We start from the raw sequence: 23,337 nt of genomic DNA, 5'->3' as shown, positions 1-23,337 counted from the left end.
TTCCGCCGGGCTTTTTGTTTGATGAATGAATATGAAAAAAGCGACCAACCTGCGCAGCCTTGCCGCGCAACTGATTGAACGCGTGGTGGATAAAGGGGAATCGCTGAGCGCGATTCTGCCCGCTGCGCAAAAAACGCTGGCAAACAACGATGGCGCGCTGCTGCAGGAGTTGTGTTTTGGCGTGACGCGCACACTGCCGCAGCTGGAAGCGTTGATTAATAAGCTGATGGCGCGGCCGTTAACCGGCAAACAGCGCGTGCTGCACTATCTGATCATGGTGGGCCTGTATCAGCTGCTGTATACCCGCGTTCCGCCGCACGCCGCGCTGGCCGAAACCGTGGCCGGGGCTGAAGCACTGAAGCGGGCAAATCTGAAAGGCTTGCTTAACGGCGTGCTGCGTCAGTTCCAGCGTCAGCGGGACGTACTGCTGGCGGAGGTCAATCAGGGCCCGCAGCGTTACTGGCATCCGGGCTGGCTGCTGAAACGGTTGCAGACCGCGTGGCCGGAGCAGTGGCAGCAGATTGTGGAAGCAAACAATCAGCGACCGCCAATGTGGCTGCGCGTGAATCGTCAGCATCACAGCCGTGACGCCTGGCTGGCGTTATTAACCCAGCAGAATCAAAATGCGTTTAGTGCTGACGCGCCGGATGCGCTGCGTCTTGAAGCACCGGCTCCGGTCAGTCAGCTGCCAGGCTTTGAGCAGGGCTGGGTGACGGTGCAGGATCTCTCTGCTCAGCGTTGCGCCCTGCTGCTGGCGCCGGAAAACGGCGAAACCATTCTCGACCTGTGCGCTGCGCCCGGCGGCAAAACCACCCATATTCTCGAAATTGCGCCGCAGGCCCGCGTGATGGCGGTGGATATCGATGCGCAGCGCCTGTCGCGCGTGACGGAAAACCTGCAGCGTCTGGGGATGCAGGCTGACGTGCGTCAGGGCGATGGCCGCACGCCAGCGGCCTGGTGCGACGAGCAGCAATTCGACCGCATCTTGCTGGATGCGCCCTGCTCGGCCACCGGCGTTATTCGACGCCATCCGGATATCAAATGGCTACGCCGCGATCGCGATATCGACGAACTCGCCGCGCTACAGCGTGAGATTCTGGCGGCCATCTGGCCTCGCCTGAAATCGGGCGGTACGCTGCTTTATGCCACCTGCTCAGTGCTGCCGCAGGAGAACCAGCAGCAGATCGATGCTTTCCTCGCGACGCATGACGATGCGGTGCCGCAGGCACTGCCACATGGGCAACTTAACGGCTGGCAGGTTTTCCCTGCCATCAATGGCGGCGACGGTTTCTTCTACGCTAAGCTGATGAAAAAATAGTGCAGCGCACAGTGACAAGAGCAACGTATCCATGAAAATTATTATCCTCGGCGCCGGCCAGGTGGGCGGCACGCTCGCTGAAAACCTGGTGGGCGAAAACAATGACATCACCGTGGTTGATAGCGATCCCTCACGCTTACGCGTGCTGCAGGATAAGTTTGACCTGCGCGTGGTGCAGGGCCATGGTTCGCACCCGCGCGTGTTGCGTGAAGCCGGCGCCGAAGATGCGGATATGCTGGTGGCGGTGACCAGCTCTGACGAAACCAACATGATTGCCTGTCAGATTGCTTACTCGCTGTTTAACACGCCAAACCGCATTGCCCGTATCCGCGCCGCCGATTATCTGCGCGATGCGGAAAAGCTGTTCGTGCCGGAAGCGGTACCCATCGACCATTTGATCTCGCCTGAACAGCTGGTGATCGACAACATCTATCGGCTGATTCAGTACCCTGGCGCGTTACAGGTGGTGAATTTTGCCGAGGGCAAAGTCAGCCTGGCAGTGGTCAAAGCCTATTACGGCGGACCGCTGGTGGGCAATCCGCTGTCGATCCTGCGTGAGCACATGCCGCATATCGATACCCGCGTAGCCGCCATTTTTCGTCAGGATCGCCCGATCCGCCCGCAGGGATCGACGATCGTCGAAGCTGGCGATGAAGTGTTTTTTATTGCCGCCAGTCAGCATATTCGTGCGGTGATGAGCGAGATGCAGCGGCTCGAAAAGCCCTATAAACGCATTATGCTGGTCGGCGGCGGTAATATCGGCTTTGGCCTGGCGCAGCGGCTGGAGAAGCAGTACAGCGTTAAGCTGATTGAACGTAATCAGCAGCGCGCAGCTGAACTGGCTGAACATCTGCAGGATACCATCGTGTTCTATGGCGATGCTTCGGATCAGGAACTGCTGGCAGAAGAGCATGTCGATCAGGTCGATCTGTTTATCGCCGTCACTAACGACGATGAAGCCAATATCATGTCAGCGATGCTGGCCAAAAAGATGGGCGCGAAAAAAGTGATGGTGCTGATCCAGCGTCGCGCCTATGTCGATCTGGTGCAGGGCAGCGTGATCGACATTGCGATCTCTCCGCAGCAGGCCACAATTTCTGCGCTGCTTGGCCACGTGCGCAAAGCCGATATTGTCGGCGTCTCTTCACTGCGCCGCGGTATTGCGGAAGCCATCGAGGCCATTGCCCACGGTGATGAAACCACTTCGCGCGTGGTCGGCCGCCTGATTGAAGATATTAAACTGCCGCCGGGCACAATTATCGGCGCGGTGGTGCGTGGTGATGACGTGATCATCGCCAATGATAATGTGCGTATTGAGCAAGGCGACCACGTGATCATGTTCCTCACCGACAAAAAGTTTGTGCCGGACGTTGAGCGTCTGTTCCAGCCGAGCCCGTTCTTCCTGTAACGGGTTGTGATTGGGCTGCAGTGAGAGTGGTGTTTAATCCATTGTTATAATGGCAATTACACGAAGGTTTGTTAGACTTTAGCCACTGGCCAAGGCAAGGAGATAACAATGAGTTTATTCAAAGAGTTTCGTGATTTTGCGATGCGCGGCAACGTGGTGGACCTGGCGGTCGGTGTGATCATCGGTGCTGCGTTCGGTAAGATCGTATCGTCACTGGTTGCGAACATCATTATGCCACCGCTCGGTTTACTGATTGGCGGCGTCGACTTTAAGCAGTTTAAATGGGTACTCAAGCCAGCAGAGGGCGATATTCCAGCGGTGGTGATGGAGTACGGTAACTTTATTCAGACGGTATTTGACTTCATCATCGTGGCGTTTGCTATCTTCATTGCCATCAAAGTAATGAATAAACTGTATAAAAAGAAAGAAGTGGAAAAACCAGCGCCTAAACCGACTAATGAAGAAGTGCTGCTGACCGAGATTCGCGACCTGCTTAAGCAACAAAATAATAAAGTGTGATAAATAAAAGCCGCCAGTTTCAGGCGGCTTTTTTATCACTAAAGCAGAAGGCCAGAGGTAAACACTGTTGCTTACCGCTGGCCTCCTGATTCGCTCCCTTCGCGTGTTTATCTTTACGCCGGTAGCTGCCTTTCCCCTTCTGATTGCGCTCAACACGCTGGCGATACAGCGGATCGTGTAACAGGGCTTCCAGGGCGTTATCGTTAATTTTGCCTTTTCGATGCTGATAGTGACTCATATCGTCCTCCGGTTAGTGATGGCGCAACTATAGTCCCTGCGCGCCAGAATTCAATCCTTGCTACAACAAATTTCAGGATGCGGATCTTCACCGGTTTCCAGTGCCTCGAGGATCGAACAGCAGGCGCTACTGTGCCGGTCGCCACAGCAGGTTTCCGCCAGCCGTTGCAGTGAGCGCTGAATGGTTTGCAGTTCGCCAATCATACTGTTCACCTCATCCAGCCGTTTCGCCACGATCGCTTTTGACTCTTCACAGGTATGATGCTCTGGATCGATGCGGATCGACAGCAGGTCGCGGATCGATTCCAGGCTGAAACCAAGCTGCCGGCCGTAACGGATAAAACGCAGGCGCTGCAGATCGTTATCGCTGTACAGGCGGAAGCCGCCCTCGGTGCGTACCTCATGATCCATCATCTGCTGCTTTTCATAAAAGCGGATGGTGTCCGGCGTCACGTCCGCCAGTTTTGCCAGCTGGCCAATGCGATACATACTATTTCTCCTGCTGTAGCCGCTGACCGATCGCCGGGCGGTATTCGCCACGCAGAAAATCGGTGCTCATGCCAGCCTGCTGCAGTTTCATCTCCAGCAGCGTCAGGCGTTTGGCCAGTTCGCGCGCCTCGCAGTCATCAGGATCGAGTTCGCGAAGCAGATCGCTCAGTGCCAGCGCGTCGCGGCGCATCTCCAGTTCCGGTGGGAGATAGCCGGCGTTTTTCAGCAGTCGCCAGGCACTGCGCAATTCCGCCGGCACACCACAGTCATCGTCCAGCGTGAGCGGCGCACCCTCACCAGGCAGATTGCTCAGCTCACCCTTTTCCTGCGCGGCGCGGATGTGTTGCTCAGCCAGCTGATCGATAAGCCACATAGAAACCTCCTGCAGGCATGTCTGCCAACAGCATAGCGAATGGAGGGGAAATGGGAAGAAATGACAGGCAATAAAAAACCCGCCGAAGCGGGTTTTTTACGTTACTGCAAATTACTCTGCAGCAGCTTCTGCTTGAGCTTCTGGACGATCAACCAGCTCGATGTAAGCCATCGGAGCGTTGTCACCAGCACGGAAGCCACACTTCAGAATGCGAGTGTAACCACCGGCACGGCTCGCGAAACGCGGGCCCAGCTCGTTAAACAGTTTTGCCACGATCTCGTTATCACGAGTACGGGCGAATGCCAGACGACGATTAGCTACGCTGTCGGTCTTGGCAAGAGTAATCAGCGGCTCAACTACGCGACGCAGCTCTTTGGCTTTCGGCAGAGTCGTCTTAATGATCTCATGACGAACCAGAGAACCAGCCATGTTGCGGAACATAGCCTGACGATGGCTGCTGTTGCGGTTCAGTTGACGACCACTCTTACGATGGCGCATGACCTTATCCTTCTCAGTGAAACCTTAACCTGCGATCCGGTTATTCATCAGCAATGCTTGCCGGTGGCCAGTTTTCCAGGCGCATGCCCAGAGACAGACCACGTGATGCGAGCACGTCTTTAATCTCGGTAAGAGATTTTTTACCCAGGTTAGGCGTTTTAAGCAGCTCAACCTCGGTACGCTGTACCAGATCACCGATGTAGTGGATAGCTTCTGCCTTGAGGCAGTTAGCAGAGCGGACAGTCAATTCCAGATCGTCAACAGGGCGCAGCAGGATCGGATCGAATTCTGGTTTCTCTTCTTTGACTTCCGGCTGACGTACATCACGTAAGTCAACGAAAGCTTCCAGTTGTTCTGCCAGGATGGTTGCCGCACGACGAATCGCCTCTTCAGGATCGATTGTGCCGTTGGTTTCCATTTCGATGACCAGCTTGTCCAGGTCGGTGCGCTGTTCTACACGCGCTGCTTCAACATTGTAGGCGATACGGTCTACAGGGCTGTAGCAAGCGTCAACCAACAGACGGCCGATTGGGCGCTCATCTTCTTCCGAATGAATTCGGGCAGAAGCCGGCACATAACCACGACCACGCTGAACTTTGATACGCATGCTAATAGACGCGTTTTCATCGGTCAGATGGCAGATCACATGCTGCGGCTTGACGATTTCGACATCACCGTCGTGGGTAATGTCGGCTGCAGTCACAGGGCCAATGCCAGATTTATTCAGAGTGAGGATGACTTCATCTTTACCCTGAACTCTTACCGCCAGCCCTTTCAGATTGAGCAGGATTTCCAGGATATCTTCCTGTACGCCCTCTTTGGTGGAGTACTCGTGCAGCACACCATCAATCTCAACCTCGGTCACCGCGCAACCCGGCATGGAAGAAAGCAGAATACGGCGCAGTGCGTTACCAAGAGTATGGCCAAAGCCACGCTCTAACGGCTCAAGGGTCACCTTGGCGTGCGTCGAACTCACTTGCTCGATATCTACCAGGCGCGGTTTTAGAAACTCTGTCACAGAACCCTGCATTGTGTCCTCTCTTTGGTACTAAGCTTTACTTAGAGTAAAGCTCGACGATCAGGTGTTCGTTAATGTCCGCAGACAGATCGGTACGCTCAGGAATACGCTTGAACACACCTTCCATCTTAGTCGCATCAACTTCCAGCCAGGTTGGCTTTTCACGCTGCTCAGCCAGCTCCAGAGCGGCCTTCACGCGAGATTGCTTTTTGGCTTTCTCACGGATGCTTACGACATCATTCGGAGATACCTGATAAGAAGCGATGTTAACAACGCGACCGTTTACCATTACAGATTTGTGGCTAACCAGCTGACGTGCTTCTGCACGAGTGGCACCAAAGCCCATACGGTAAACTACGTTATCCAGACGACCTTCCAGCAGAGCTAACAGGTTTTCACCGGTGTTGCCTTTCAGACGCGCTGCTTCTTTATAGTAGTTACGGAACTGACGCTCCAGCACGCCGTAGATACGACGAACTTTTTGCTTTTCACGTAACTGGCCGCCGTAATCAGACAGACGCGGTTTACGCGCACCATGCTGACCAGGGGCTTGTTCAATTTTGCACTTGGAATCAATCGCGCGAACGCCAGACTTAAGGAATAAGTCAGTGCCCTCACGACGGCTCAGCTTGAGCTTAGGACCCAAATATCTTGCCATTTTCTTTCTCCAACTAACCTAAAAAACGGAACGTTAAACGCGACGTTTTTTCGGCGGACGACAACCGTTGTGAGGGATCGGAGTCACATCAGTAATATTAGTGATGCGGAAACCAGCGGCGTTCAGAGCACGAATAGTAGATTCGCGGCCTGGACCCGGACCCTTAACCATAACTTCCAGGTTCTTAATACCGTAATCTTTCACGGCTTCTGCACAGCGCTCTGCAGCGACCTGAGCAGCAAACGGAGTAGATTTACGTGAACCGCGGAAACCGGAACCACCGGCGGTTGCCCAACCCAGTGCGTTACCCTGACGATCAGTAATAGTAACGATGGTGTTGTTAAAAGACGCATGGACATGAGCCACGCCATCTGAGACTTGTTTTCTTACACGCTTACGTGCACGAACTGGTGCCTTTGCCATTATTTACTCACCCCGATTATTTCTTGATCGGTTTACGCGGACCCTTACGGGTACGTGCGTTGGTCTTAGTACGCTGACCGCGCACCGGCAGACCACGACGATGGCGTAAACCACGGTAGCAACCAAGGTCCATCAGACGCTTGATGCTCAGGGTGATTTCACGGCGCAGATCACCTTCAACAACGAATTTACCAACTGCTTCACGCAGCTGATCAATTTGTTCTTCAGACAGCTCACTGATCTTAACATTTTCAGCGATGCCCGTTTCAGCACAGATGGCTTTAGAACGGGTTTTGCCGATACCGAAGATCGAAGTTAATGCGATAACGGTATGTTTTTGATCAGGAATGTTAATGCCTGCTATACGGGCCACTATGCACTCCTATAATTAAATAAATGCGTACCATGCTGAAAAGCCCGTTTTCAGGATACTCAAATGGAAACGCATCGACATACAAAAGATTGGCTGGCTAATCTAGCCAGCTCAACCCGACTTTGCAAGAAAAATATGTGACTTAATCAGCCCTGGCGCTGTTTATGCTTAGGCTCGGAGCTGCAGATCACACGTACGACACCGTCGCGACGAATGATTTTGCAGTTACGACATAATTTCTTGACGGAAGCACGAACTTTCATTTTTACTCTCCGTAACTTCTCAAGCTACTGAATTAACGGCCATAGCCTTTCAGGTTAGCTTTCTTCAATGCAGACTCGTACTGACTGGACATCATCAGAGTTTGCACTTGAGCCATAAAGTCCATGATGACAACCACTACAATCAGCAGCGAGGTGCCGCCAAAGTAGAAGGGAACCTTCATGGCATCACGCATGAACTCCGGGATCAGGCAGATAAAAGTAATATACAGTGCGCCGATTAAGGTCAGACGTGTCATTACTTTATCGATGTACTTCGCCGTTTGCTCTCCCGGACGAATTCCCGGTACGAATGCACCAGACTTCTTCAGGTTATCTGCTGTTTCACGCGGGTTGAAAACCAACGCCGTGTAGAAGAAACAGAAGAAGATGATTGCAGTCGCATAGAGTAGCACATAAAGCGGCTGTCCTGGCTGCAAATACAGCGAAATTGTTGTCAGCCAGTTCCAACCGGTACCGCCCCCGAACCAGGATGCTATCGTCGCCGGGAACAGGATAATGCTGGAAGCAAAGATGGCTGGGATTACGCCCGCCATGTTCACTTTCAACGGTAAATGTGTGCTCTGTGCAGCATATACACGACGACCTTGCTGACGTTTAGCGTAGTTGACCACAATGCGGCGCTGGCCACGCTCAACGAAAATAACAAAGAACGTCACTGCAAATACAAGAACTGCAACCAACAGCAACAGAAGGAAGTGCAGGTCGCCTTGCCGCGCTTGCTCGATGGTATGGCCAATGGCCGGCGGTAAACCCGCAACAATACCCGCGAAGATAATGATCGAAATACCGTTACCGATACCTCGTTCAGTAATCTGTTCGCCCAGCCACATCAGGAACATGGTTCCGGTAACCAGACTTACAACAGCGGTAAAGTAGAAAGCAAAGCCTGGATTTAATACCAGGCCCTGCATTCCAGGCATATTCGGCAGACCGGTAGCAATACCGATCGACTGGAATATAGCCAGAACCAGTGTGCCGTAGCGAGTGTACTGGCTGATCTTACGACGACCAGCTTCACCCTCTTTCTTAATCTCGGCCAACGCGGGATGAACCACCGTCAGCAGCTGGATAATAATAGAGGCCGAAATATACGGCATAATACCCAGCGCGAAGATTGAGGCACGACTGAGAGCACCACCAGAGAACATGTTAAACATTTCAATGATGGTGCCACGCTGTTGCTCAAGCAGTTTGGCAAGTACAGTGGCATCGATACCGGGGATTGGAATAAAAGAGCCAATACGGAAGACAATCAGTGCACCGATTACAAACAACAGTCTGCGCTTCAGTTCACCAAAGCCACCTTTGGCACTTTGAAAATCTAATCCCGGTTGCTTTGCCATCTGCTACTTATTCCTCGATTTTACCGCCAGCAGCTTCGATTGCAGCACGAGCACCTTTGGTGACACGCAGACCACGAATCGTAACAGGTGCAGATACTTCACCAGACAGGATCACTTTCGCGAACTCAATCTGTACACCGATGATGTTAGCTGCTTTCAGCGTGTTCAGGTCGACGATACCGCCTTCCACTTTCGCCAGATCAGACAGACGCACTTCTGCAGTCACGAATGATTTGCGCGAGGTGAAGCCGAACTTCGGCAGACGACGGTACAGAGGCATCTGACCACCCTCGAAACCACGACGTACGCCACCGCCAGAACGAGACTTCTGACCTTTGTGACCACGACCGCCGGTTTTACCGAGGCCAGAACCGATACCACGGCCCAGACGCTTGGAAGCGTGTTTAGACCCTTCGGCCGGAGACAGAGTGTTTAAACGCATCTCTTACTCCTCCACTTTCAGCATGTAAGAAATCGCGTTGATCATACCGCGTACAGCTGGCGTGTCTTCACGCTCAACGGTGTGACCAATACGACGCAGACCCAGACCAACCAGAGTGGCTTTGTGCTTAGGCAGGCGGCCGATTGAGCTACGGGTTTGTGTAATTTTGATTGTCTTAGCCATCGTGATTACCCCAGAATTTCTTCAACGGATTTACCACGCTTGGCAGCAACCATATCCGGAGACTTCATATTGCCCAGGCCGTCGATAGTTGCACGAACCACGTTGATCGGGTTGGTGGAACCATAGGCTTTAGCCAGAACGTTATGAACTCCAGCGACTTCCAGAACGGCGCGCATTGCACCGCCGGCGATGATACCGGTACCTTCAGAAGCCGGCTGCATGAACACACGAGAACCCGTGTGCGCACCTTTAACCGGGTGCTGCAGGGTGCCGTGAGTCAGCGCGACATTAACCATATTGCGACGAGCTTTTTCCATCGCTTTCTGGATCGCTGCTGGAACTTCACGCGCTTTACCGTAACCAAAACCAACGCGGCCGTTACCATCACCCACTACAGTCAGAGCGGTGAAGGAGAAAATACGACCACCTTTCACAGTTTTAGAGACACGGTTTACCGCGATCAGTTTTTCCTGCAGGTCGCCAGCTTGTTTCTCGATGTGTGCCATCTTAGACCTCTACCTTAGAACTGAAGGCCAGCTTCACGAGCAGCATCTGCAAGTGCCTGGACGCGACCATGATATTGGAAACCGGAACGGTCGAAAGAAACATCTTTGATGCCTTTTTCGATAGCGCGCTCAGCCAGAGCTTTACCTACAGCTGCAGCGGCGTCTTTGTTACCGGTATACTTCAGTTGTTCAGCGATAGCTTTTTCTACAGTAGAAGCAGCAACCAGAACTTCGGAACCGTTCGGGGCGATTACCTGTGCGTAAATGTGACGCGGGGTACGATGTACCACCAGGCGAGTAGCACCCAGCTCTTTGAGCTTGCGACGTGCACGGGTCGCACGACGGATACGAGCAGATTTCTTATCCATAGTGTTACCTTACTTCTTCTTAGCCTCTTTGGTACGCACGACTTCGTCGGCGTAACGAACACCCTTGCCTTTGTAAGGCTCAGGACGACGGTAGGCGCGCAGATCAGCTGCAACCTGACCAATCAGCTGTTTATCAGCGCCTTTCAGCACGATCTCAGTCTGAGTTGGACATTCAGCAGTGATGCCGGCCGGCAGTGCATGGTCAACCGGGTGAGAGAAGCCCAGGGCCAGACTCACAGAGTTGCCTTTAACAGCTGCACGATAACCAACACCAACCAGTTGCAGCTTCTTGGTGAAGCCTTCGGTAACACCGATAACCATGCCGTTCAGCAGCGCACGGGCAGTACCTGCCTGTGCCCAACCATCCGCATAACCTTCGCGTGGAGCGAAAGTCAGGGCGTTGTCTGCATGCTTAACTTCTACAGCACTGTTGATAGTACGAGTCAGCTCGCCGTTTTTGCCTTTGATCGAAACTTCCTGACCGTTGAGTTTTACCTCTACGCCGGCAGGAACAACGACAGGTGCTTTTGCAACACGAGACATTTTATCCTCCGATTACGCTACGTAGCAGATAATTTCGCCACCAAGACCAGCCTGGCGCGCTGCACGATCAGTCATGACACCTTTAGAGGTAGAAATTACAGCAATGCCCAGACCGGCCATAACTTTTGGCAGCTCATCTTTTTTCTTATAGATGCGCAGACCTGGACGGCTAACACGCTGAATGCTTTCTACAACAGCTTTACCCTGGAAGTACTTAAGAGTCAGTTCCAGTTCCGGCTTGATGTCGCCTTCGATTTTAAAATCTTGAATATAGCCTTCTTCCTTCAGCACGTTGGCAATTGCCACTTTCAGCTTGGAGGAAGGCATAGAGACCGCAACTTTGTTCGCGGCCTGACCGTTACGGATACGGGTCAGCATATCCGCGATCGGATCTTGCATGCTCATCTGTGTTACTCCCGTGATTCAAATGGTGACAATTACCAGCTAGCCTTTTTCAGACCCGGGATTTCACCGCGCATTGCGGCTTCACGGACCTTGATACGGCTCAACCCAAACTTCCGCAGGAAACCGTGCGGACGACCTGTCTGACGGCAGCGGTTACGCTGACGTGAAGGGCTGGAATCACGCGGCAGACTCTGCAGCTTGAGAACGGCGTTCCAACGGTCTTCGTCGGATGCGTTCACATCAGAAATGATCGCTTTCAGTTCAGCGCGTTTTGCGAAGAACTTGTCTGCTAATTTCACACGCTTAACTTCGCGTGCTTTCATAGATTGCTTAGCCATTAAGTAACCCTACCTTACTTGCGGAACGGGAAGTCAAAGGCAGCCAGCAGAGCACGGCCTTCATCATCAGATTTCGCAGTAGTGGTAATGGTGATATCCAAACCACGAACGCGATCGACTTTGTCGTAGTCGATTTCTGGGAAGATGATCTGCTCACGAACGCCCATGCTGTAGTTACCACGACCGTCGAAAGACTTCGCGGACAGACCACGGAAGTCACGGATACGCGGTACAGCAATAGTGATCAGACGCTCAAAGAACTCCCACATGCGCTCGCCACGCAGAGTTACTTTACAGCCGATCGGATAGCCCTGACGGATTTTGAAGCCTGCAACTGATTTGCGTGCTTTGGTGATCAGCGGTTTTTGACCGGAGATTGCTGCCAGGTCAGCTGCTGCGTTATCCAGCAGTTTCTTGTCAGCGATCGCTTCACCAACACCCATGTTCAGGGTGATCTTCTCGACCCGAGGGACTTGCATGACAGAATTGTAGCCAAACTCTGTCATGAGTTTCTGGACTACTTCGTCTTTGTAGTAATCATGCAGTTTCGCCATCGTACTACTCCAAATTACTTGATAGTTTCGCTGTTAGACTTGAAGAAACGGACTTTTTTACCGTCTTCGAATCTAAAGCCTACACGGTCAGCCTTGCCGGTTGCCGCATTGAAGATTGCAACGTTAGAAACCTGAATAGCAGCTTCTTTTTCAACGATGCCGCCTGGTTGGTTCAGAGCCGGAACCGGCTTCTGGTGTTTCTTAACCAGGTTGATACCTTCAACGATGACCTTACCAGAAGTCAGGACATTCTTTACTTTACCGCGTTTACCTTTGTCTTTACCGGTAAGCACGATAACTTCGTCGTTACGACGGATTTTCGCTGCCATTGTTCGCTCCTTAGAGTACTTCTGGTGCCAGAGAGATAATTTTCATGAACTTTTCAGTACGAAGTTCACGAGTTACCGGCCCAAAAATACGCGTTCCGATAGGCTGCTCGCTGTTATTGTTCAGAATAACGCATGCATTACCATCGAAGCGAATGACAGAACCGTCCGGGCGACGAACACCCTTCCTGGTGCGCACCACTACCGCTTTCAGGACATCACCTTTTTTCACCTTGCCACGCGGAATTGCTTCCTTGATGGTCACTTTGATGATATCGCCGACGCCTGCGTAGCGACGGTGCGAGCCACCCAGAACCTTGATACACATTACGCGACGTGCACCGGAGTTGTCGGCGACGTTCAGCATAGTCTGTTCTTGGATCATTTTAGTGCTCCGCTAATGTCAACTACTACTTCGGGACCCAAACCTCAGGTCGTTAAAAAGCCCCATAATTGAGGGCGCGGCATTATAACACCGGTTCTCGCAGATGGGTAGAAAAAATGAACGGCTCCATAGAGCCGTTCATTTTGTTTTTAGAGGAAGCGGATTCTATTACAGAATCGCTTTCTCTACAACGCGAACCAGAGTCCAGGACTTAGTCTTGGACAGTGGACGGGTTTCGCGGATTTCAACCACGTCACCAATACCACACTCGTTGTTCTCGTCATGGATGTGCAGCTTAGTCGTACGCTTAATGAATTTACCGTAGATCGGGTGCTTCACGAAACGCTCGATAGCAACAACAGCAGATTTCTGCATTTTGTCACTAACAACACGACCCTGCAGAGTACGGATTTTATCGGTCATTACGCCGCCTTCTCAGTCAGTAAAGTCTTAACGCGTGCAACATCACGGCGAACTTGCTTCAGCAGATGGGTCTGCTGCAGCTGGCCAGATGCTGCCTGCATGCGCAGGTTAAACTGCTCGCGCAGGAGGTTAAGCAGCTCAGTGTTCAGCTCTTCAACGCTTTTTTCACGCAGCTCAGTTGCTTTCATTACATCACCGTCTTAGTTACAAAGGTGGTTTTGATAGGCAGTTTTGCTGCTGCCAGCTTGAATGCTTCACGGGCCAGCTCTTCCGGTACACCGTCCATTTCATACAGGACTTTACCAGGCTGGATCAGGGCAACCCAATACTCCACGTTACCCTTACCTTTACCCATACGCACTTCCAGCGGCTTCTCGGTGATTGGTTTGTCCGGGAATACACGGATCCAAATCTTACCTTGACGCTTAACTGCACGGGTCATAGCACGACGTGCTGCTTCGATCTGACGAGCAGTCAGACGACCACGGCCAACAGCTTTCAGACCGAAAGTACCGAAGCTAACATCCGTACCCTGCGCCAGACCGCGGTTACGGCCTTTGTGCACTTTACGGAATTTCGTACGCTTTGGTTGTAACATCAGCGACTCTCCTTACTTACGGCCTTTACGCTGCTGCTTTTTAGGTTGAGCAGCCGGTTCCGGTTGTTCAACAGCAGCCATACCACCCAGGATCTCACCTTTGAAGATCCATACCTTAACGCCGATTACACCATAAGTGGTGTGCGCTTCAGAGGTGTTGTAGTCAATGTCAGCACGCAGAGTGTGCAGTGGTACACGACCTTCACGGTACCATTCGGTACGTGCGATCTCAGCACCGCCCAGACGGCCGCTAACTTCAACTTTGATACCTTTAGCGCCCAGACGCATTGCGTTCTGTACAGCACGCTTCATCGCACGACGGAACATCACACGACGCTCCAGCTGTGAAGTGATGCTGTCAGCAACCAGTTTTGCGTCCAGTTCCGGTTTACGGACTTCGGCGATATTGATCTGTGCAGGAACGCCAGCGATGTTCGCTACGACCGTGCGCAGTTTTTCAACGTCTTCACCTTTTTTACCGATAACGATACCCGGGCGAGCGGTGTGAATGGTCACACGGATGCTCTTAGCCGGACGCTCGATAACGATGCGAGATACAGACGCTTTTGCCAGTTCTTTGTTCAGGAACTGACGTACTTTAAAGTCGCTGTCCAGGTTGTCAGCGAATTCTTTGGTGTTCGCAAACCAGGTAGAGTTCCATGGTTTTACAATACCCAGGCGAATACCATTAGGATGTACTTTCTGACCCATTGCTAGTCTCCAGAGTCTCAGCGATCGGACACAACCACAGTAATGTGGCTGGTGCGCTTCAGGATGCGATCTGCACGACCTTTAGCACGCGGCATAATGCGCTTCATGCTAGGGCCTTCATCTACGAAAATTTTCGCAACTTTCAGATCGTCGATATCAGCGCCATCGTTGTGTTCGGCGTTAGCAATGGCAGATTCCAGGACTTTCTTAACCAGTACAGCCGCTTTCTTGTTGGTGTAAGTCAGAATATCCAGAGCCTGCGACACTTTCTTACCGCGAATCAGGTCAGCAACAAGGCGAACCTTCTGAGCAGAAGAACGAGCATGGCGATGTTGAGCAATAGTTTCCATCTCTTCCTCCTACTTATTTCTTCTTGGCTTTCTTATCAGCAGCGTGGCCGCGATAAGTACGTGTCGGTGCAAATTCACCCAGCTTGTGGCCGACCATTTCGTCGGAAACAAAGACAGGAACGTGCTGACGACCATTATGGACAGCGATGGTCAAACCGATCATGTTAGGGAAGATCGTTGAACGACGGGACCAAGTGCGCAGGGGCTTCTTGTCACCGCTTTCCACCGCTTTCTCTACCTTCTTCAGCAAGTGCAGGTCAATAAAAGGACCTTTCTTGAGAGAACGTGGCATGGCTTATCCTCTAAAATTATTTGCTACGGCGACGTACGATAAATTTATCAGTACGCTTGTTGCTACGGGTCTTCTTACCTTTGGTCTGAACGCCCCACGGAGTTACCGGGTGCTTACCAAAGTTACGACCTTCACCACCACCGTGCGGGTGATCGACTGGGTTCATCGCAGTACCGCGAACGGTAGGACGAACACCACGCCAACGGGTTGCACCGGCTTTACCCAGAACGCGCAGCATGTGCTCAGCGTTACCGACTTCGCCCAGGGTTGCGCGGCATTCAGCTTCGACTTTACGCATTTCGCCTGAACGCAGACGCAGGGTAACGTAGGAACCTTCACGCGCAACGATCTGCACGTAAGCACCAGCAGAACGGGCAATCTGACCGCCTTTACCTGGTTTCATTTCTACGTTGTGCACGGTTGAACCAACCGGGATGTTACGCATCGGCAGGGTGTTACCTGCTTTGATCGCAGCATCAACGCCAGACTGAATCTGGTCGCCAGCTTTCAGGCCTTTAGGGGCCAGGATGTAACGGCGCTCGCCATCTTTGTACAGAACCAGTGCGATGTTCGCAGAACGGTTCGGATCGTACTCAAGACGCTCAACAACTGCCGGGATACCATCTTTGTTGCGTTTGAAGTCAACAATACGGTAAGCCTGCTTGTGACCACCACCGATATGACGGGTAGTGATACGACCATTGTTGTTACGACCACCGGATTTGCTGTTTTTTTCAACCAGCGCGGCAAAAGGCTTGCCTTTGTGCAGCTCAGGGTTCACCACTTTAACAACGTGACGACGACCCGGAGATGTCGGTTTACATTTAACAACTGCCATTGTCTTTCTCCTCCGACTTACTCAGCGCCGCCGACGAAGTCCAGGTTCTGGCCTTCTTTCAGGGTGACGTAAGCTTTTTTCCAGTCGCTACGACGACCGATACGCTGTCCGTGACGCTTAACTTTACCCTTAACAACCAGGGTGTTTACGTCTTTCACTTCTACTTCGAACAGTTTCTCAACAGCAGCAACGATCTCTGCTTTGGTCGCGTCTTTGGCAACTTTGAGAACGATGGTATTGGTTTTTTCCATCGCGGTTGATGCTTTTTCAGATACGTGCGGCGCGCGCAGTACTTTCAGCAGACGTTCTTCACGGATCATGCCAGCATCTCCTCAACTTGCTTAACTGCTTCTGCAGTCATAACGACTTTGTCGAAGGCGATCAGGCTAACTGGGTCGATACCCGCTGCATCACGCACGTCAACCTTGTACAGGTTACGCGCAGCCAGGAACAGATTCTCATCCAGTTCACCGGTGATGATCAGCACGTCTTCCAGCGCCATGTCTTTCAGTTTCTGTACCAGCAGCTTAGTTTTAGGCGCTTCAACAGAGAACGACTCGACAACGATCAGACGGTCCTGACGTACCAGCTCGGACAGGATGCTTTTCAGCGCGCCGCGGTACATCTTTTTGTTAACTTTTTGACTGTGGTCCTGTGGACGCGCAGCGAAGGTCACGCCACCTGAACGCCAGATCGGGCTCTTGATAGAACCTGAACGCGCACGGCCGGTGCCTTTCTGACGCCATGGCTTTTTGCCTGAACCAGTTACTTCAGCACGAGTTTTCTGCGCGCGAGTACCCTGACGAGCACCTGCAGCGTAAGCAACAACAACCTGGTGAACCAGCGCTTCGTTGAAATCACGACCGAAGGTAGTTTCGGAAACAGTCAGCGCGCTCTGCGCGTCTTTCAGTACTAATTCCATTGCTATCCCCTTACGCCTTCACAGCTGGTTTAACAATCAGGTCGCTGCCGGTTGCACCCGGGACAGCACCTTTGACCAGCAGCAGGTTGCGCTCAGCGTCAACACGTACTACTTCCAGGCTCTGAACGGTTACGCGCTCATTACCCAGCTGACCAGCCATTTTCTTGCCTTTGAACACTTTGCCCGGAGTCTGGTTCTGACCGATAGAACCCGGAACGCGGTGAGACAAGGAGTTACCGTGTGTAGCGTCCTGGGTACGGAAGTTCCAGCGCTTAACGGTACCTGCGAAACCTTTACCTTTAGAGGTACCGGTAACGTCTACTTTTTTAACGTCAGCGAAAATTTCAACACTGATGCTCTGGCCAACAGAGTATTCTTCACCTTCGGTGCGGAATTCCCACAGACCACGGCCAGCTTCAACGCCAGCTTTAGCAAAATGACCTGCTTCCGGCTTACCAACACGGTTTGCTTTTTTCGCACCGGTGGTAACCTGGATCGCCTGGTAACCATCGTTTTCCAGACCTTTGACCTGGGTAACGCGGTTTGCTTCAACTTCGATTACGGTTACTGGGATTGAAACGCCTTCTTCAGTGAAGATGCGCGTCATGCCCACTTTTTTACCGACTAAACCAATCATTGTATCAACCTCTCAATCGCTCGATGACCTGATTAACCCAGGCTGATCTGCACGTCAACACCGGCAGCCAGATCCAGACGCATCAGAGCATCAACGGTTTTTTCAGTTGGCTCAACGATGTCTACCAGACGCTTGTGAGTGCGGATTTCGTACTGATCACGCGCATCTTTGTTAACGTGCGGAGAGATCAGAACGGTGAAGCGCTCTTTGCGAGTCGGCAGCGGGATCGGACCACGTACCTGCGCACCAGTGCGCTTGGCAGTCTCGACGATTTCCGCGGTTGATTGATCGATCAGGCGATGATCAAACGCTTTAAGACGGATACGGATTCTTTGGTTCGACATGAGACCAAGGCTCCAAACATTTTATAAACGAAAAAAATTACTACCCGCACCCATTACGATTGATGGGGGAGTGTAATCGTTCAGCATATAACTCCCCAATCGGGAGTATTGTCAGGCGATACACTAATCGCTATCGCCTGCGATTCTGCTCGAATCGCGCCACACCAATATCGGCAGGCCCGCGCATTATACGCAAATCTGTTCAGGAAGCAACCCATGCTGCGTTTTTAACCGCAAAAGCACGCTCCGGTAAAAAAGCCCGCACGGGGCGGGCTGCAATCAACAGGTGGAACGGCACGGCAAACGCTACTTATCGCCCTCTTCTTTCAGCTGGGCCTGCAGATAGTTTTGCAGACCCAGTTTCTGAATCAGGTCGAGCTCAGTTTCCAGCCAGTCGATATGGTGCTCTTCATCCGCCAGAATCTCGATCATCATGTCGCGGCTGACGTAATCATGAACTTTATCGGCGTACGCAATCGCTTCGCGTAAGTCTTTCGCCCCTTCCAGTTCGAGCGTCAGGTCCGACTGCAGCATTTCCGGTACGTCTTCACCAATGCGCAGCCGGCCGAGATCCTGCAGATTAGGAATGCCTTCGAGAAACAAAATGCGTTCGATGTACTTGTCCGCATGTTTCATTTCATCAATGGATTCATGGTATTCAACATCGTTGAGGCGGATTAAGCCCCAGTTTTTGAACATGCGCGCATGTAGAAAGTACTGGTTGATTGCAACCAGTTCATTTCCCAGCAATTTATTGAGGTGAGTAATGATTTTGCCGTCGCCCTTCATTGTGCTTCCTCCGCTTGCAGATAAATAGAGCGTAGATGCGGATAAAAAGAAGTCAAAAAAACGCGACAGTTTTTGGGGTTATTCAGGCGAAGCGGATGCGTAGTTACGCTATCTCTTTGTAAAGAGGCACGTTTTGCATTTCATCATCCATAATATCGCGCGCCACGCGAATACACTTGCCGCATTGCTTGCCGACAGGCACCAGCTGGCGCAGTTGCTGAATCGATTTGGGTTGATAACGGCGGACAACTTCACGCAGGGTTCGGTCGCTTACGGCATTACACAGACAGACGTACATTTACAGCCCACTCCAGTACAATTTCCGATCAAAGTGTAAATGAGAATGGTTTTTATTTCAACGTAGCTTTTGTGTGGGATTAGGCGTGCCGGTCAATGCAAAGCAAAAAAAAAAGAGCACCGAAGTGCTCTTTTTCATGCTGCGGTGGCAACCGGAGTTACCACCGTTATTAACGCAATTAAGCGAGAACTTCAGCAACAACGCCCGCGCCAACGGTACGGCCGCCTTCGCGGATTGCGAAACGCAGACCCTGGTCCATCGCGATTGGGTGGATCAGCTCAACGGTCATTTTGATGTTGTCGCCTGGCATTACCATCTCAACGCCTTCTGGCAGTTCGATGTTGCCGGTCACATCAGTAGTACGGAAGTAGAACTGTGGACGGTAGCCTTTGAAGAACGGAGTATGACGGCCGCCTTCGTCTTTAGACAGTACGTACACTTCTGATACGAACTTGGTGTGTGGCTTGATGGTGCCTGGCTTAGCCAGAACCTGACCACGCTGGATCTCTTCACGCTTGATACCGCGCAGCAGAACACCACAGTTCTCGCCTGCCTGACCCTGGTCCAGCAGTTTGCGGAACATTTCAACACCGGTACAGGTAGACTTGGCAGTCGCTTTGATACCAACGATTTCTACTTCGTCGCCCACTTTCACGATGCCGCGCTCAACACGACCGGTAACAACGGTACCACGGCCAGAGATTGAGAATACGTCTTCGATTGGCAGCAGGAACGGCAGATCGATAGCACGTACTGGATCTGGAATGTAAGTATCCAGGTGACCAGCCAGCTCAACGACTTTCGCTTCCCACTCAGCGTCGCCTTCCAGCGCTTTCAGCGCAGAACCGCGTACGATTGGGGTATCGTCGCCTGGGAAGTCGTACTGAGACAGCAGATCGCGAACTTCCATCTCAACCAGTTCCAGCAGCTCTTCGTCATCAACCATGTCACACTTGTTCAGGAACACGATGATGTAAGGAACGCCAACCTGACGGCCCAGCAGGATGTGCTCACGGGTCTGAGGCATTGGGCCATCAGTCGCAGCAACAACCAGGATCGCGCCGTCCATCTGCGCAGCACCGGTGATCATGTTTTTCACATAGTCGGCGTGGCCTGGGCAGTCAACGTGTGCGTAGTGACGGGTCGGGGTTTCATATTCAACGTGAGAGGTGTTGATGGTGATACCACGAGCCTTCTCTTCTGGCGCGTTATCGATCTGATCGAATGCACGCGCCTGACCGCCGTAGGTTTTAGCCAGAACGGTGGTGATGGCTGCAGTCAGGGTGGTTTTACCGTGGTCAACGTGACCGATGGTGCCCACGTTTACGTGCAGTTTGTTACGTTGAAATTGCTCTTTCGCCATGGCGATAATCCTTACGTTATGCCTTCATCAATGATGAAGGCATCAGTTCACAATTTTTAAACCGTAGCCTTATTTGCTACGAGCTTCAATAACGGCCTGAGCGACGTTGTTCGGCGCATCATCGTACTTCAGGAACTCCATGGAGTAAGAAGCACGGCCTTTGGTCAGAGAACGCAACTGAGTCGCGTATCCGAACATTTCAGACAGCGGAACTTCAGCGTGAATCTGAACGCCAGTCGCGTTAGATTCCTGACCTTTCAGCATACCACGACGGCGGCTCAGGTCACCGATAACGTCACCGGTGTTCTCTTCTGGGGTTTCTACTTCAACCTTCATGATTGGCTCAAGCAGAACCGGCTGTGCTTTCTTAAAGCCATCTTTGAAGGCGATAGAAGCGGCCAGTTTAAACGCCAGCTCAGAGGAGTCAACGTCATGGTAAGAACCGAAGTGCAGGCGCACGCCCAGATCAACTACCGGGTAACCGGCCAGTGGACCAGACTTCAGCTGCTCCTGGATACCTTTATCAACCGCAGGGATGTATTCACCAGGAATCACACCACCTTTGATATCGTTGACAAATTCGTAGCCTTTCGGATTCGAACCCGGCTCCAGTGGGTACATGTCGATAACAACATGACCGTACTGACCACGACCACCAGACTGCTTGGCGTGTTTACCTTCGATATCGGTAACTTTAGAGCGAATCGCTTCGCGGTAAGCAACCTGAGGTTTACCGACGTTCGCTTCAACGTTGAATTCACGCTTCATGCGGTCAACGATGATGTCGAGGTGCAGCTCACCCATACCAGCGATGATGGTCTGGTTAGACTCTTCGTCAGTCCATACGCGGAATGACGGGTCTTCTTTCGCCAGACGACCCAGAGCCAGACCCATTTTTTCCTGGTCAGCTTTGGTTTTCGGCTCAACGGCGATAGAAATTACCGGCTCAGGGAATTCCATACGCTCCAGAATGATCGGGTTAGATGGATCACACAGGGTATCACCGGTGATCACGTCTTTCAGACCGATTGCTGCAGCGATGTCGCCTGCGCGAACTTCGCTGATCTCTTCACGTTTGTTGGCGTGCATCTGAACGATACGACCGAAACGCTCACGTGCAGATTTCACGGAGTTCAGTACGGTATCGCCCGAGTTAACCACACCTGAGTAAACGCGGAAGAAGGTCAGGTTACCTACGAACGGGTCGTTGGCAATTTTGAACGCCAGCGCAGAGAACGGCTCGTCGTCAGTTGCGTGACGCTCAGCCGGGGTATCTTTACCGTCGTCCAGGATACCGTTGATCGCCGGAACGTCAGTTGGTGCTGGCAGATATTCAACCACCGCATCCAGCATCGCCTGAACACCTTTGTTCTTAAATGCAGAACCACAGGTCACGAGGATGATCTCGTTGTTCAGTACGCGCTTACGCAGAGCAGATTTGATCTCTTCTTCAGACAGTTCTTCACCGCTAAAGAATTTCTCCATCAGCTCTTCAGAAGCTTCAGCAGCTGCTTCAATCAGCTTGCCACGCCACTCTTCAGCCAGTTCCTGCAACTCAGCACGGATATCTTCGTAAACGAAGGTAGTACCCTGATCGGCGTCGTTCCAGTTGATCTCTTTCATTTTGATCAGGTCAACAACACCGGTGAAGTTCTCTTCTGCGCCGATAGCCAGCTGCAGTGGAACCGGAGTTGCGCCCAGACGTGATTCGATCTGACCAACAACTTTCAGGAAGTTCGCACCCATACGGTCCATTTTGTTAACGAACGCGATACGTGGAACTTTATATTTGTTTGCCTGACGCCATACGGTTTCAGACTGCGGCTGCACGCCACCTACTGCACAGTAAACCATTACTGCGCCGTCGAGCACACGCATAGAACGTTCTACTTCGATGGTGAAGTCAACGTGTCCCGGGGTGTCGATGATGTTGATGCGGTGCGGCTCAAACTGCTTCGCCATACCTGACCAGAACGCAGTGGTCGCTGCAGAGGTGATGGTAATACCACGCTCCTGCTCCTGCGCCATCCAGTCCATGGTTGCAGCGCCATCGTGCACTTCACCGATTTTGTGGTTAACACCGGTGTAGAACAGGATACGCTCGGTGGTAGTGGTTTTACCGGCGTCAATGTGTGCGCTGATACCGATGTTACGGTAGCGCGCAATGGGTGTTGTACGAGCCATTTGATTCCTCTGATTCTCGGACGTTCAATGTAAGTCGACCCCAGCGGGTTGGCTGAATGAGCGCCCGCTGGTTTAACAACAACTACGTGGCGATTACCAGCGGTAGTGTGCGAACGCCTTGTTGGCTTCAGCCATACGGTGAACGTCTTCACGTTTCTTCACTGCAGTACCTTTGTTTTCTGCAGCGTCAGAAAGTTCGTTCGCCAGGCGGAGAGCCATCGATTTATCACCGCGTTTACGAGCAGCTTCTACGATCCAACGCATTGCCAGGGCATTACGACGAACCGGACGGACTTCAACTGGAACCTGGTAGGTTGAACCACCAACGCGACGTGACTTAACTTCGACAGTCGGACGTACGTTTTCGAGTGCAACTTCGAAAGCTTCCAGACCATCTTTACCAGCACGTTGAGCCAGGGTATCAAGTGCGGTATAGACGATTGATTCAGCAGTAGATTTTTTACCATCTACCATCAGGATATTTACAAATTTAGCCAGCAGCTCTGATCCGAACTTAGGATCCGGCAGAATTTTACGCTGACCAATGACGCGACGACGTGGCATGGAAATACTCCGTTGTTAATTCAGGATTGTCCA

The 23,337-nt window shown here is 52.1% G+C and carries 39 protein-coding genes; 3 read left to right on the top strand and 36 right to left on the bottom strand.

Annotated features, from left to right (window positions below; genetic code table 11):
• Window positions 1–31: 31 nt before the first annotated feature.
• The 3 genes from rsmB (at window position 32) to mscL (ending at window position 3,245) form a co-directional block, all read left to right on the top strand.
• Window positions 32–1,318, top strand: a complete 1,287-nt coding sequence (gene rsmB, locus C1N60_RS01705; RefSeq protein ID WP_262256963.1) for a 16S rRNA (cytosine(967)-C(5))-methyltransferase RsmB — start codon at window positions 32–34, stop codon at window positions 1,316–1,318.
• 31 nt (window positions 1,319–1,349) lie between these two features.
• Window positions 1,350–2,726 carry a Trk system potassium transporter TrkA gene (gene trkA, locus C1N60_RS01700; RefSeq protein ID WP_021508228.1) on the top strand — a complete coding sequence of 459 codons (1,377 nt, stop codon included), beginning with the start codon at window positions 1,350–1,352 and terminating at the stop codon, window positions 2,724–2,726.
• 108 nt (window positions 2,727–2,834) lie between these two features.
• Entirely contained in the window at window positions 2,835–3,245 is a 411-nt protein-coding gene (mscL, locus tag C1N60_RS01695) for a large-conductance mechanosensitive channel protein MscL (RefSeq protein ID WP_021508227.1), read from the top strand.
• Window positions 3,246–3,264: 19 nt separating this feature from the next.
• Here the strand turns inward: mscL and C1N60_RS01690 are convergent, their stop codons facing one another.
• From C1N60_RS01690 to rpsG, 36 genes are all read right to left on the bottom strand, one after another.
• Window positions 3,265–3,483 (bottom strand): alternative ribosome-rescue factor A, encoded by a 219-nt coding sequence (locus C1N60_RS01690; protein WP_021508226.1) that lies wholly within the window; start codon window positions 3,481–3,483, stop codon window positions 3,265–3,267.
• Window positions 3,484–3,533: 50 nt separating this feature from the next.
• The gene (zntR, locus tag C1N60_RS01685) at window positions 3,534–3,971 is read right to left on the bottom strand and encodes a Zn(2+)-responsive transcriptional regulator (RefSeq protein ID WP_021508225.1); all 438 of its coding nucleotides are present in this window, start codon (window positions 3,969–3,971) and stop codon (window positions 3,534–3,536) included.
• Window position 3,972: 1 nt separating this feature from the next.
• Window positions 3,973–4,344, bottom strand: a complete 372-nt coding sequence (locus C1N60_RS01680; protein WP_262256961.1) for a DnaJ family domain-containing protein — start codon at window positions 4,342–4,344, stop codon at window positions 3,973–3,975.
• A 111-nt stretch (window positions 4,345–4,455) separates the two neighbouring features.
• Window positions 4,456–4,842, bottom strand: coding sequence for a 50S ribosomal protein L17 (gene rplQ, locus C1N60_RS01675; protein WP_003850180.1), 387 nt, complete (start codon window positions 4,840–4,842; stop codon window positions 4,456–4,458).
• 40 nt (window positions 4,843–4,882) lie between these two features.
• Entirely contained in the window at window positions 4,883–5,872 is a 990-nt protein-coding gene (locus C1N60_RS01670) for a DNA-directed RNA polymerase subunit alpha (RefSeq protein ID WP_007891688.1), read from the bottom strand.
• Window positions 5,873–5,897: 25 nt separating this feature from the next.
• Window positions 5,898–6,518, bottom strand: a complete 621-nt coding sequence (gene rpsD, locus C1N60_RS01665; RefSeq protein ID WP_010618555.1) for a 30S ribosomal protein S4 — start codon at window positions 6,516–6,518, stop codon at window positions 5,898–5,900.
• Between the two features lie 33 nt (window positions 6,519–6,551).
• Window positions 6,552–6,941 carry a 30S ribosomal protein S11 gene (rpsK, locus tag C1N60_RS01660; RefSeq protein WP_004160563.1) on the bottom strand — a complete coding sequence of 130 codons (390 nt, stop codon included), beginning with the start codon at window positions 6,939–6,941 and terminating at the stop codon, window positions 6,552–6,554.
• 16 nt (window positions 6,942–6,957) lie between these two features.
• Entirely contained in the window at window positions 6,958–7,314 is a 357-nt protein-coding gene (rpsM, locus tag C1N60_RS01655; RefSeq protein WP_021508223.1) for a 30S ribosomal protein S13, read from the bottom strand.
• Between the two features lie 146 nt (window positions 7,315–7,460).
• Window positions 7,461–7,577 (bottom strand): 50S ribosomal protein L36, encoded by a 117-nt coding sequence (gene rpmJ / locus C1N60_RS01650; RefSeq protein WP_071813610.1) that lies wholly within the window; start codon window positions 7,575–7,577, stop codon window positions 7,461–7,463.
• 32 nt (window positions 7,578–7,609) lie between these two features.
• Window positions 7,610–8,941: a preprotein translocase subunit SecY gene (secY, locus tag C1N60_RS01645; protein ID WP_021508222.1), complete on the bottom strand. Its 1,332-nt coding sequence runs from the start codon at window positions 8,939–8,941 to the stop codon at window positions 7,610–7,612.
• A 7-nt stretch (window positions 8,942–8,948) separates the two neighbouring features.
• A complete protein-coding gene (rplO, locus tag C1N60_RS01640) occupies window positions 8,949–9,383 on the bottom strand; it encodes a 50S ribosomal protein L15 (protein ID WP_021508221.1) in 435 nt (144 codons plus the stop codon).
• 3 nt (window positions 9,384–9,386) lie between these two features.
• Window positions 9,387–9,566, bottom strand: coding sequence for a 50S ribosomal protein L30 (gene rpmD / locus C1N60_RS01635; RefSeq protein WP_013510758.1), 180 nt, complete (start codon window positions 9,564–9,566; stop codon window positions 9,387–9,389).
• A gap of 5 nt (window positions 9,567–9,571) precedes the next feature.
• Window positions 9,572–10,072, bottom strand: a complete 501-nt coding sequence (gene rpsE, locus C1N60_RS01630; RefSeq protein WP_010618560.1) for a 30S ribosomal protein S5 — start codon at window positions 10,070–10,072, stop codon at window positions 9,572–9,574.
• Window positions 10,073–10,086: 14 nt separating this feature from the next.
• Window positions 10,087–10,440 carry a 50S ribosomal protein L18 gene (gene rplR, locus C1N60_RS01625; RefSeq protein WP_013510760.1) on the bottom strand — a complete coding sequence of 118 codons (354 nt, stop codon included), beginning with the start codon at window positions 10,438–10,440 and terminating at the stop codon, window positions 10,087–10,089.
• 9 nt (window positions 10,441–10,449) lie between these two features.
• A complete protein-coding gene (gene rplF / locus C1N60_RS01620; protein ID WP_007891676.1) occupies window positions 10,450–10,983 on the bottom strand; it encodes a 50S ribosomal protein L6 in 534 nt (177 codons plus the stop codon).
• Between the two features lie 12 nt (window positions 10,984–10,995).
• Complete coding sequence (gene rpsH / locus C1N60_RS01615; protein WP_021508220.1) at window positions 10,996–11,388, bottom strand: 30S ribosomal protein S8; 393 nt, start codon at window positions 11,386–11,388, stop codon at window positions 10,996–10,998.
• 32 nt (window positions 11,389–11,420) lie between these two features.
• Window positions 11,421–11,726: a 30S ribosomal protein S14 gene (gene rpsN / locus C1N60_RS01610; RefSeq protein ID WP_010618564.1), complete on the bottom strand. Its 306-nt coding sequence runs from the start codon at window positions 11,724–11,726 to the stop codon at window positions 11,421–11,423.
• A 14-nt stretch (window positions 11,727–11,740) separates the two neighbouring features.
• On the bottom strand, window positions 11,741–12,280 hold the full coding sequence (gene rplE, locus C1N60_RS01605; RefSeq protein ID WP_013510763.1) for a 50S ribosomal protein L5: 540 nt from the start codon (window positions 12,278–12,280) through the stop codon (window positions 11,741–11,743).
• A gap of 14 nt (window positions 12,281–12,294) precedes the next feature.
• Complete coding sequence (gene rplX, locus C1N60_RS01600; protein ID WP_021508218.1) at window positions 12,295–12,609, bottom strand: 50S ribosomal protein L24; 315 nt, start codon at window positions 12,607–12,609, stop codon at window positions 12,295–12,297.
• 10 nt (window positions 12,610–12,619) lie between these two features.
• On the bottom strand, window positions 12,620–12,991 hold the full coding sequence (gene rplN, locus C1N60_RS01595) for a 50S ribosomal protein L14 (protein WP_006120590.1): 372 nt from the start codon (window positions 12,989–12,991) through the stop codon (window positions 12,620–12,622).
• Window positions 12,992–13,159: 168 nt separating this feature from the next.
• Window positions 13,160–13,414: a 30S ribosomal protein S17 gene (gene rpsQ / locus C1N60_RS01590; protein WP_010618568.1), complete on the bottom strand. Its 255-nt coding sequence runs from the start codon at window positions 13,412–13,414 to the stop codon at window positions 13,160–13,162.
• Window positions 13,414–13,602, bottom strand: coding sequence for a 50S ribosomal protein L29 (rpmC, locus tag C1N60_RS01585; protein ID WP_021508217.1), 189 nt, complete (start codon window positions 13,600–13,602; stop codon window positions 13,414–13,416). The genes rpsQ and rpmC overlap by 1 nt, the downstream gene beginning before the upstream one ends.
• Window positions 13,602–14,012 carry a 50S ribosomal protein L16 gene (rplP, locus tag C1N60_RS01580; protein ID WP_002438716.1) on the bottom strand — a complete coding sequence of 137 codons (411 nt, stop codon included), beginning with the start codon at window positions 14,010–14,012 and terminating at the stop codon, window positions 13,602–13,604. The genes rpmC and rplP overlap by 1 nt, the downstream gene beginning before the upstream one ends.
• Window positions 14,013–14,024: 12 nt before the next feature.
• Complete coding sequence (gene rpsC, locus C1N60_RS01575; protein WP_021508216.1) at window positions 14,025–14,723, bottom strand: 30S ribosomal protein S3; 699 nt, start codon at window positions 14,721–14,723, stop codon at window positions 14,025–14,027.
• 17 nt (window positions 14,724–14,740) lie between these two features.
• Window positions 14,741–15,073, bottom strand: coding sequence for a 50S ribosomal protein L22 (gene rplV / locus C1N60_RS01570; protein ID WP_007891659.1), 333 nt, complete (start codon window positions 15,071–15,073; stop codon window positions 14,741–14,743).
• Window positions 15,074–15,086: 13 nt separating this feature from the next.
• A complete protein-coding gene (rpsS, locus tag C1N60_RS01565) occupies window positions 15,087–15,365 on the bottom strand; it encodes a 30S ribosomal protein S19 (protein ID WP_001138115.1) in 279 nt (92 codons plus the stop codon).
• Between the two features lie 16 nt (window positions 15,366–15,381).
• Window positions 15,382–16,203 carry a 50S ribosomal protein L2 gene (rplB, locus tag C1N60_RS01560; RefSeq protein WP_394521309.1) on the bottom strand — a complete coding sequence of 274 codons (822 nt, stop codon included), beginning with the start codon at window positions 16,201–16,203 and terminating at the stop codon, window positions 15,382–15,384.
• 17 nt (window positions 16,204–16,220) lie between these two features.
• Window positions 16,221–16,523, bottom strand: coding sequence for a 50S ribosomal protein L23 (gene rplW / locus C1N60_RS01555; protein WP_010618574.1), 303 nt, complete (start codon window positions 16,521–16,523; stop codon window positions 16,221–16,223).
• On the bottom strand, window positions 16,520–17,125 hold the full coding sequence (rplD, locus tag C1N60_RS01550; protein WP_021508215.1) for a 50S ribosomal protein L4: 606 nt from the start codon (window positions 17,123–17,125) through the stop codon (window positions 16,520–16,522). Before rplD ends, rplW begins: the two co-directional genes overlap by 4 nt.
• 10 nt (window positions 17,126–17,135) lie before the next feature.
• Window positions 17,136–17,762, bottom strand: a complete 627-nt coding sequence (gene rplC, locus C1N60_RS01545) for a 50S ribosomal protein L3 (RefSeq protein ID WP_021508214.1) — start codon at window positions 17,760–17,762, stop codon at window positions 17,136–17,138.
• A 32-nt stretch (window positions 17,763–17,794) separates the two neighbouring features.
• Complete coding sequence (rpsJ, locus tag C1N60_RS01540; protein WP_006120582.1) at window positions 17,795–18,106, bottom strand: 30S ribosomal protein S10; 312 nt, start codon at window positions 18,104–18,106, stop codon at window positions 17,795–17,797.
• 306 nt (window positions 18,107–18,412) lie between these two features.
• The gene (gene bfr / locus C1N60_RS01535) at window positions 18,413–18,895 is read right to left on the bottom strand and encodes a bacterioferritin (protein ID WP_021508213.1); all 483 of its coding nucleotides are present in this window, start codon (window positions 18,893–18,895) and stop codon (window positions 18,413–18,415) included.
• Between the two features lie 103 nt (window positions 18,896–18,998).
• Entirely contained in the window at window positions 18,999–19,193 is a 195-nt protein-coding gene (gene bfd, locus C1N60_RS01530; protein WP_262256935.1) for a bacterioferritin-associated ferredoxin, read from the bottom strand.
• A 178-nt stretch (window positions 19,194–19,371) separates the two neighbouring features.
• On the bottom strand, window positions 19,372–20,556 hold the full coding sequence (gene tuf, locus C1N60_RS01525) for an elongation factor Tu (protein WP_058770981.1): 1,185 nt from the start codon (window positions 20,554–20,556) through the stop codon (window positions 19,372–19,374).
• Window positions 20,557–20,625: 69 nt separating this feature from the next.
• Window positions 20,626–22,740 (bottom strand): elongation factor G, encoded by a 2,115-nt coding sequence (gene fusA, locus C1N60_RS01520; protein WP_021507461.1) that lies wholly within the window; start codon window positions 22,738–22,740, stop codon window positions 20,626–20,628.
• A gap of 93 nt (window positions 22,741–22,833) precedes the next feature.
• Window positions 22,834–23,304, bottom strand: a complete 471-nt coding sequence (gene rpsG, locus C1N60_RS01515; RefSeq protein WP_007886246.1) for a 30S ribosomal protein S7 — start codon at window positions 23,302–23,304, stop codon at window positions 22,834–22,836.
• Window positions 23,305–23,337: the final 33 nt, after the last annotated feature.

This window comes from Pantoea sp. SGAir0184, from assembly GCF_043544755.1.
This window is presented reverse-complemented; position numbering and strand designations above follow the sequence as displayed.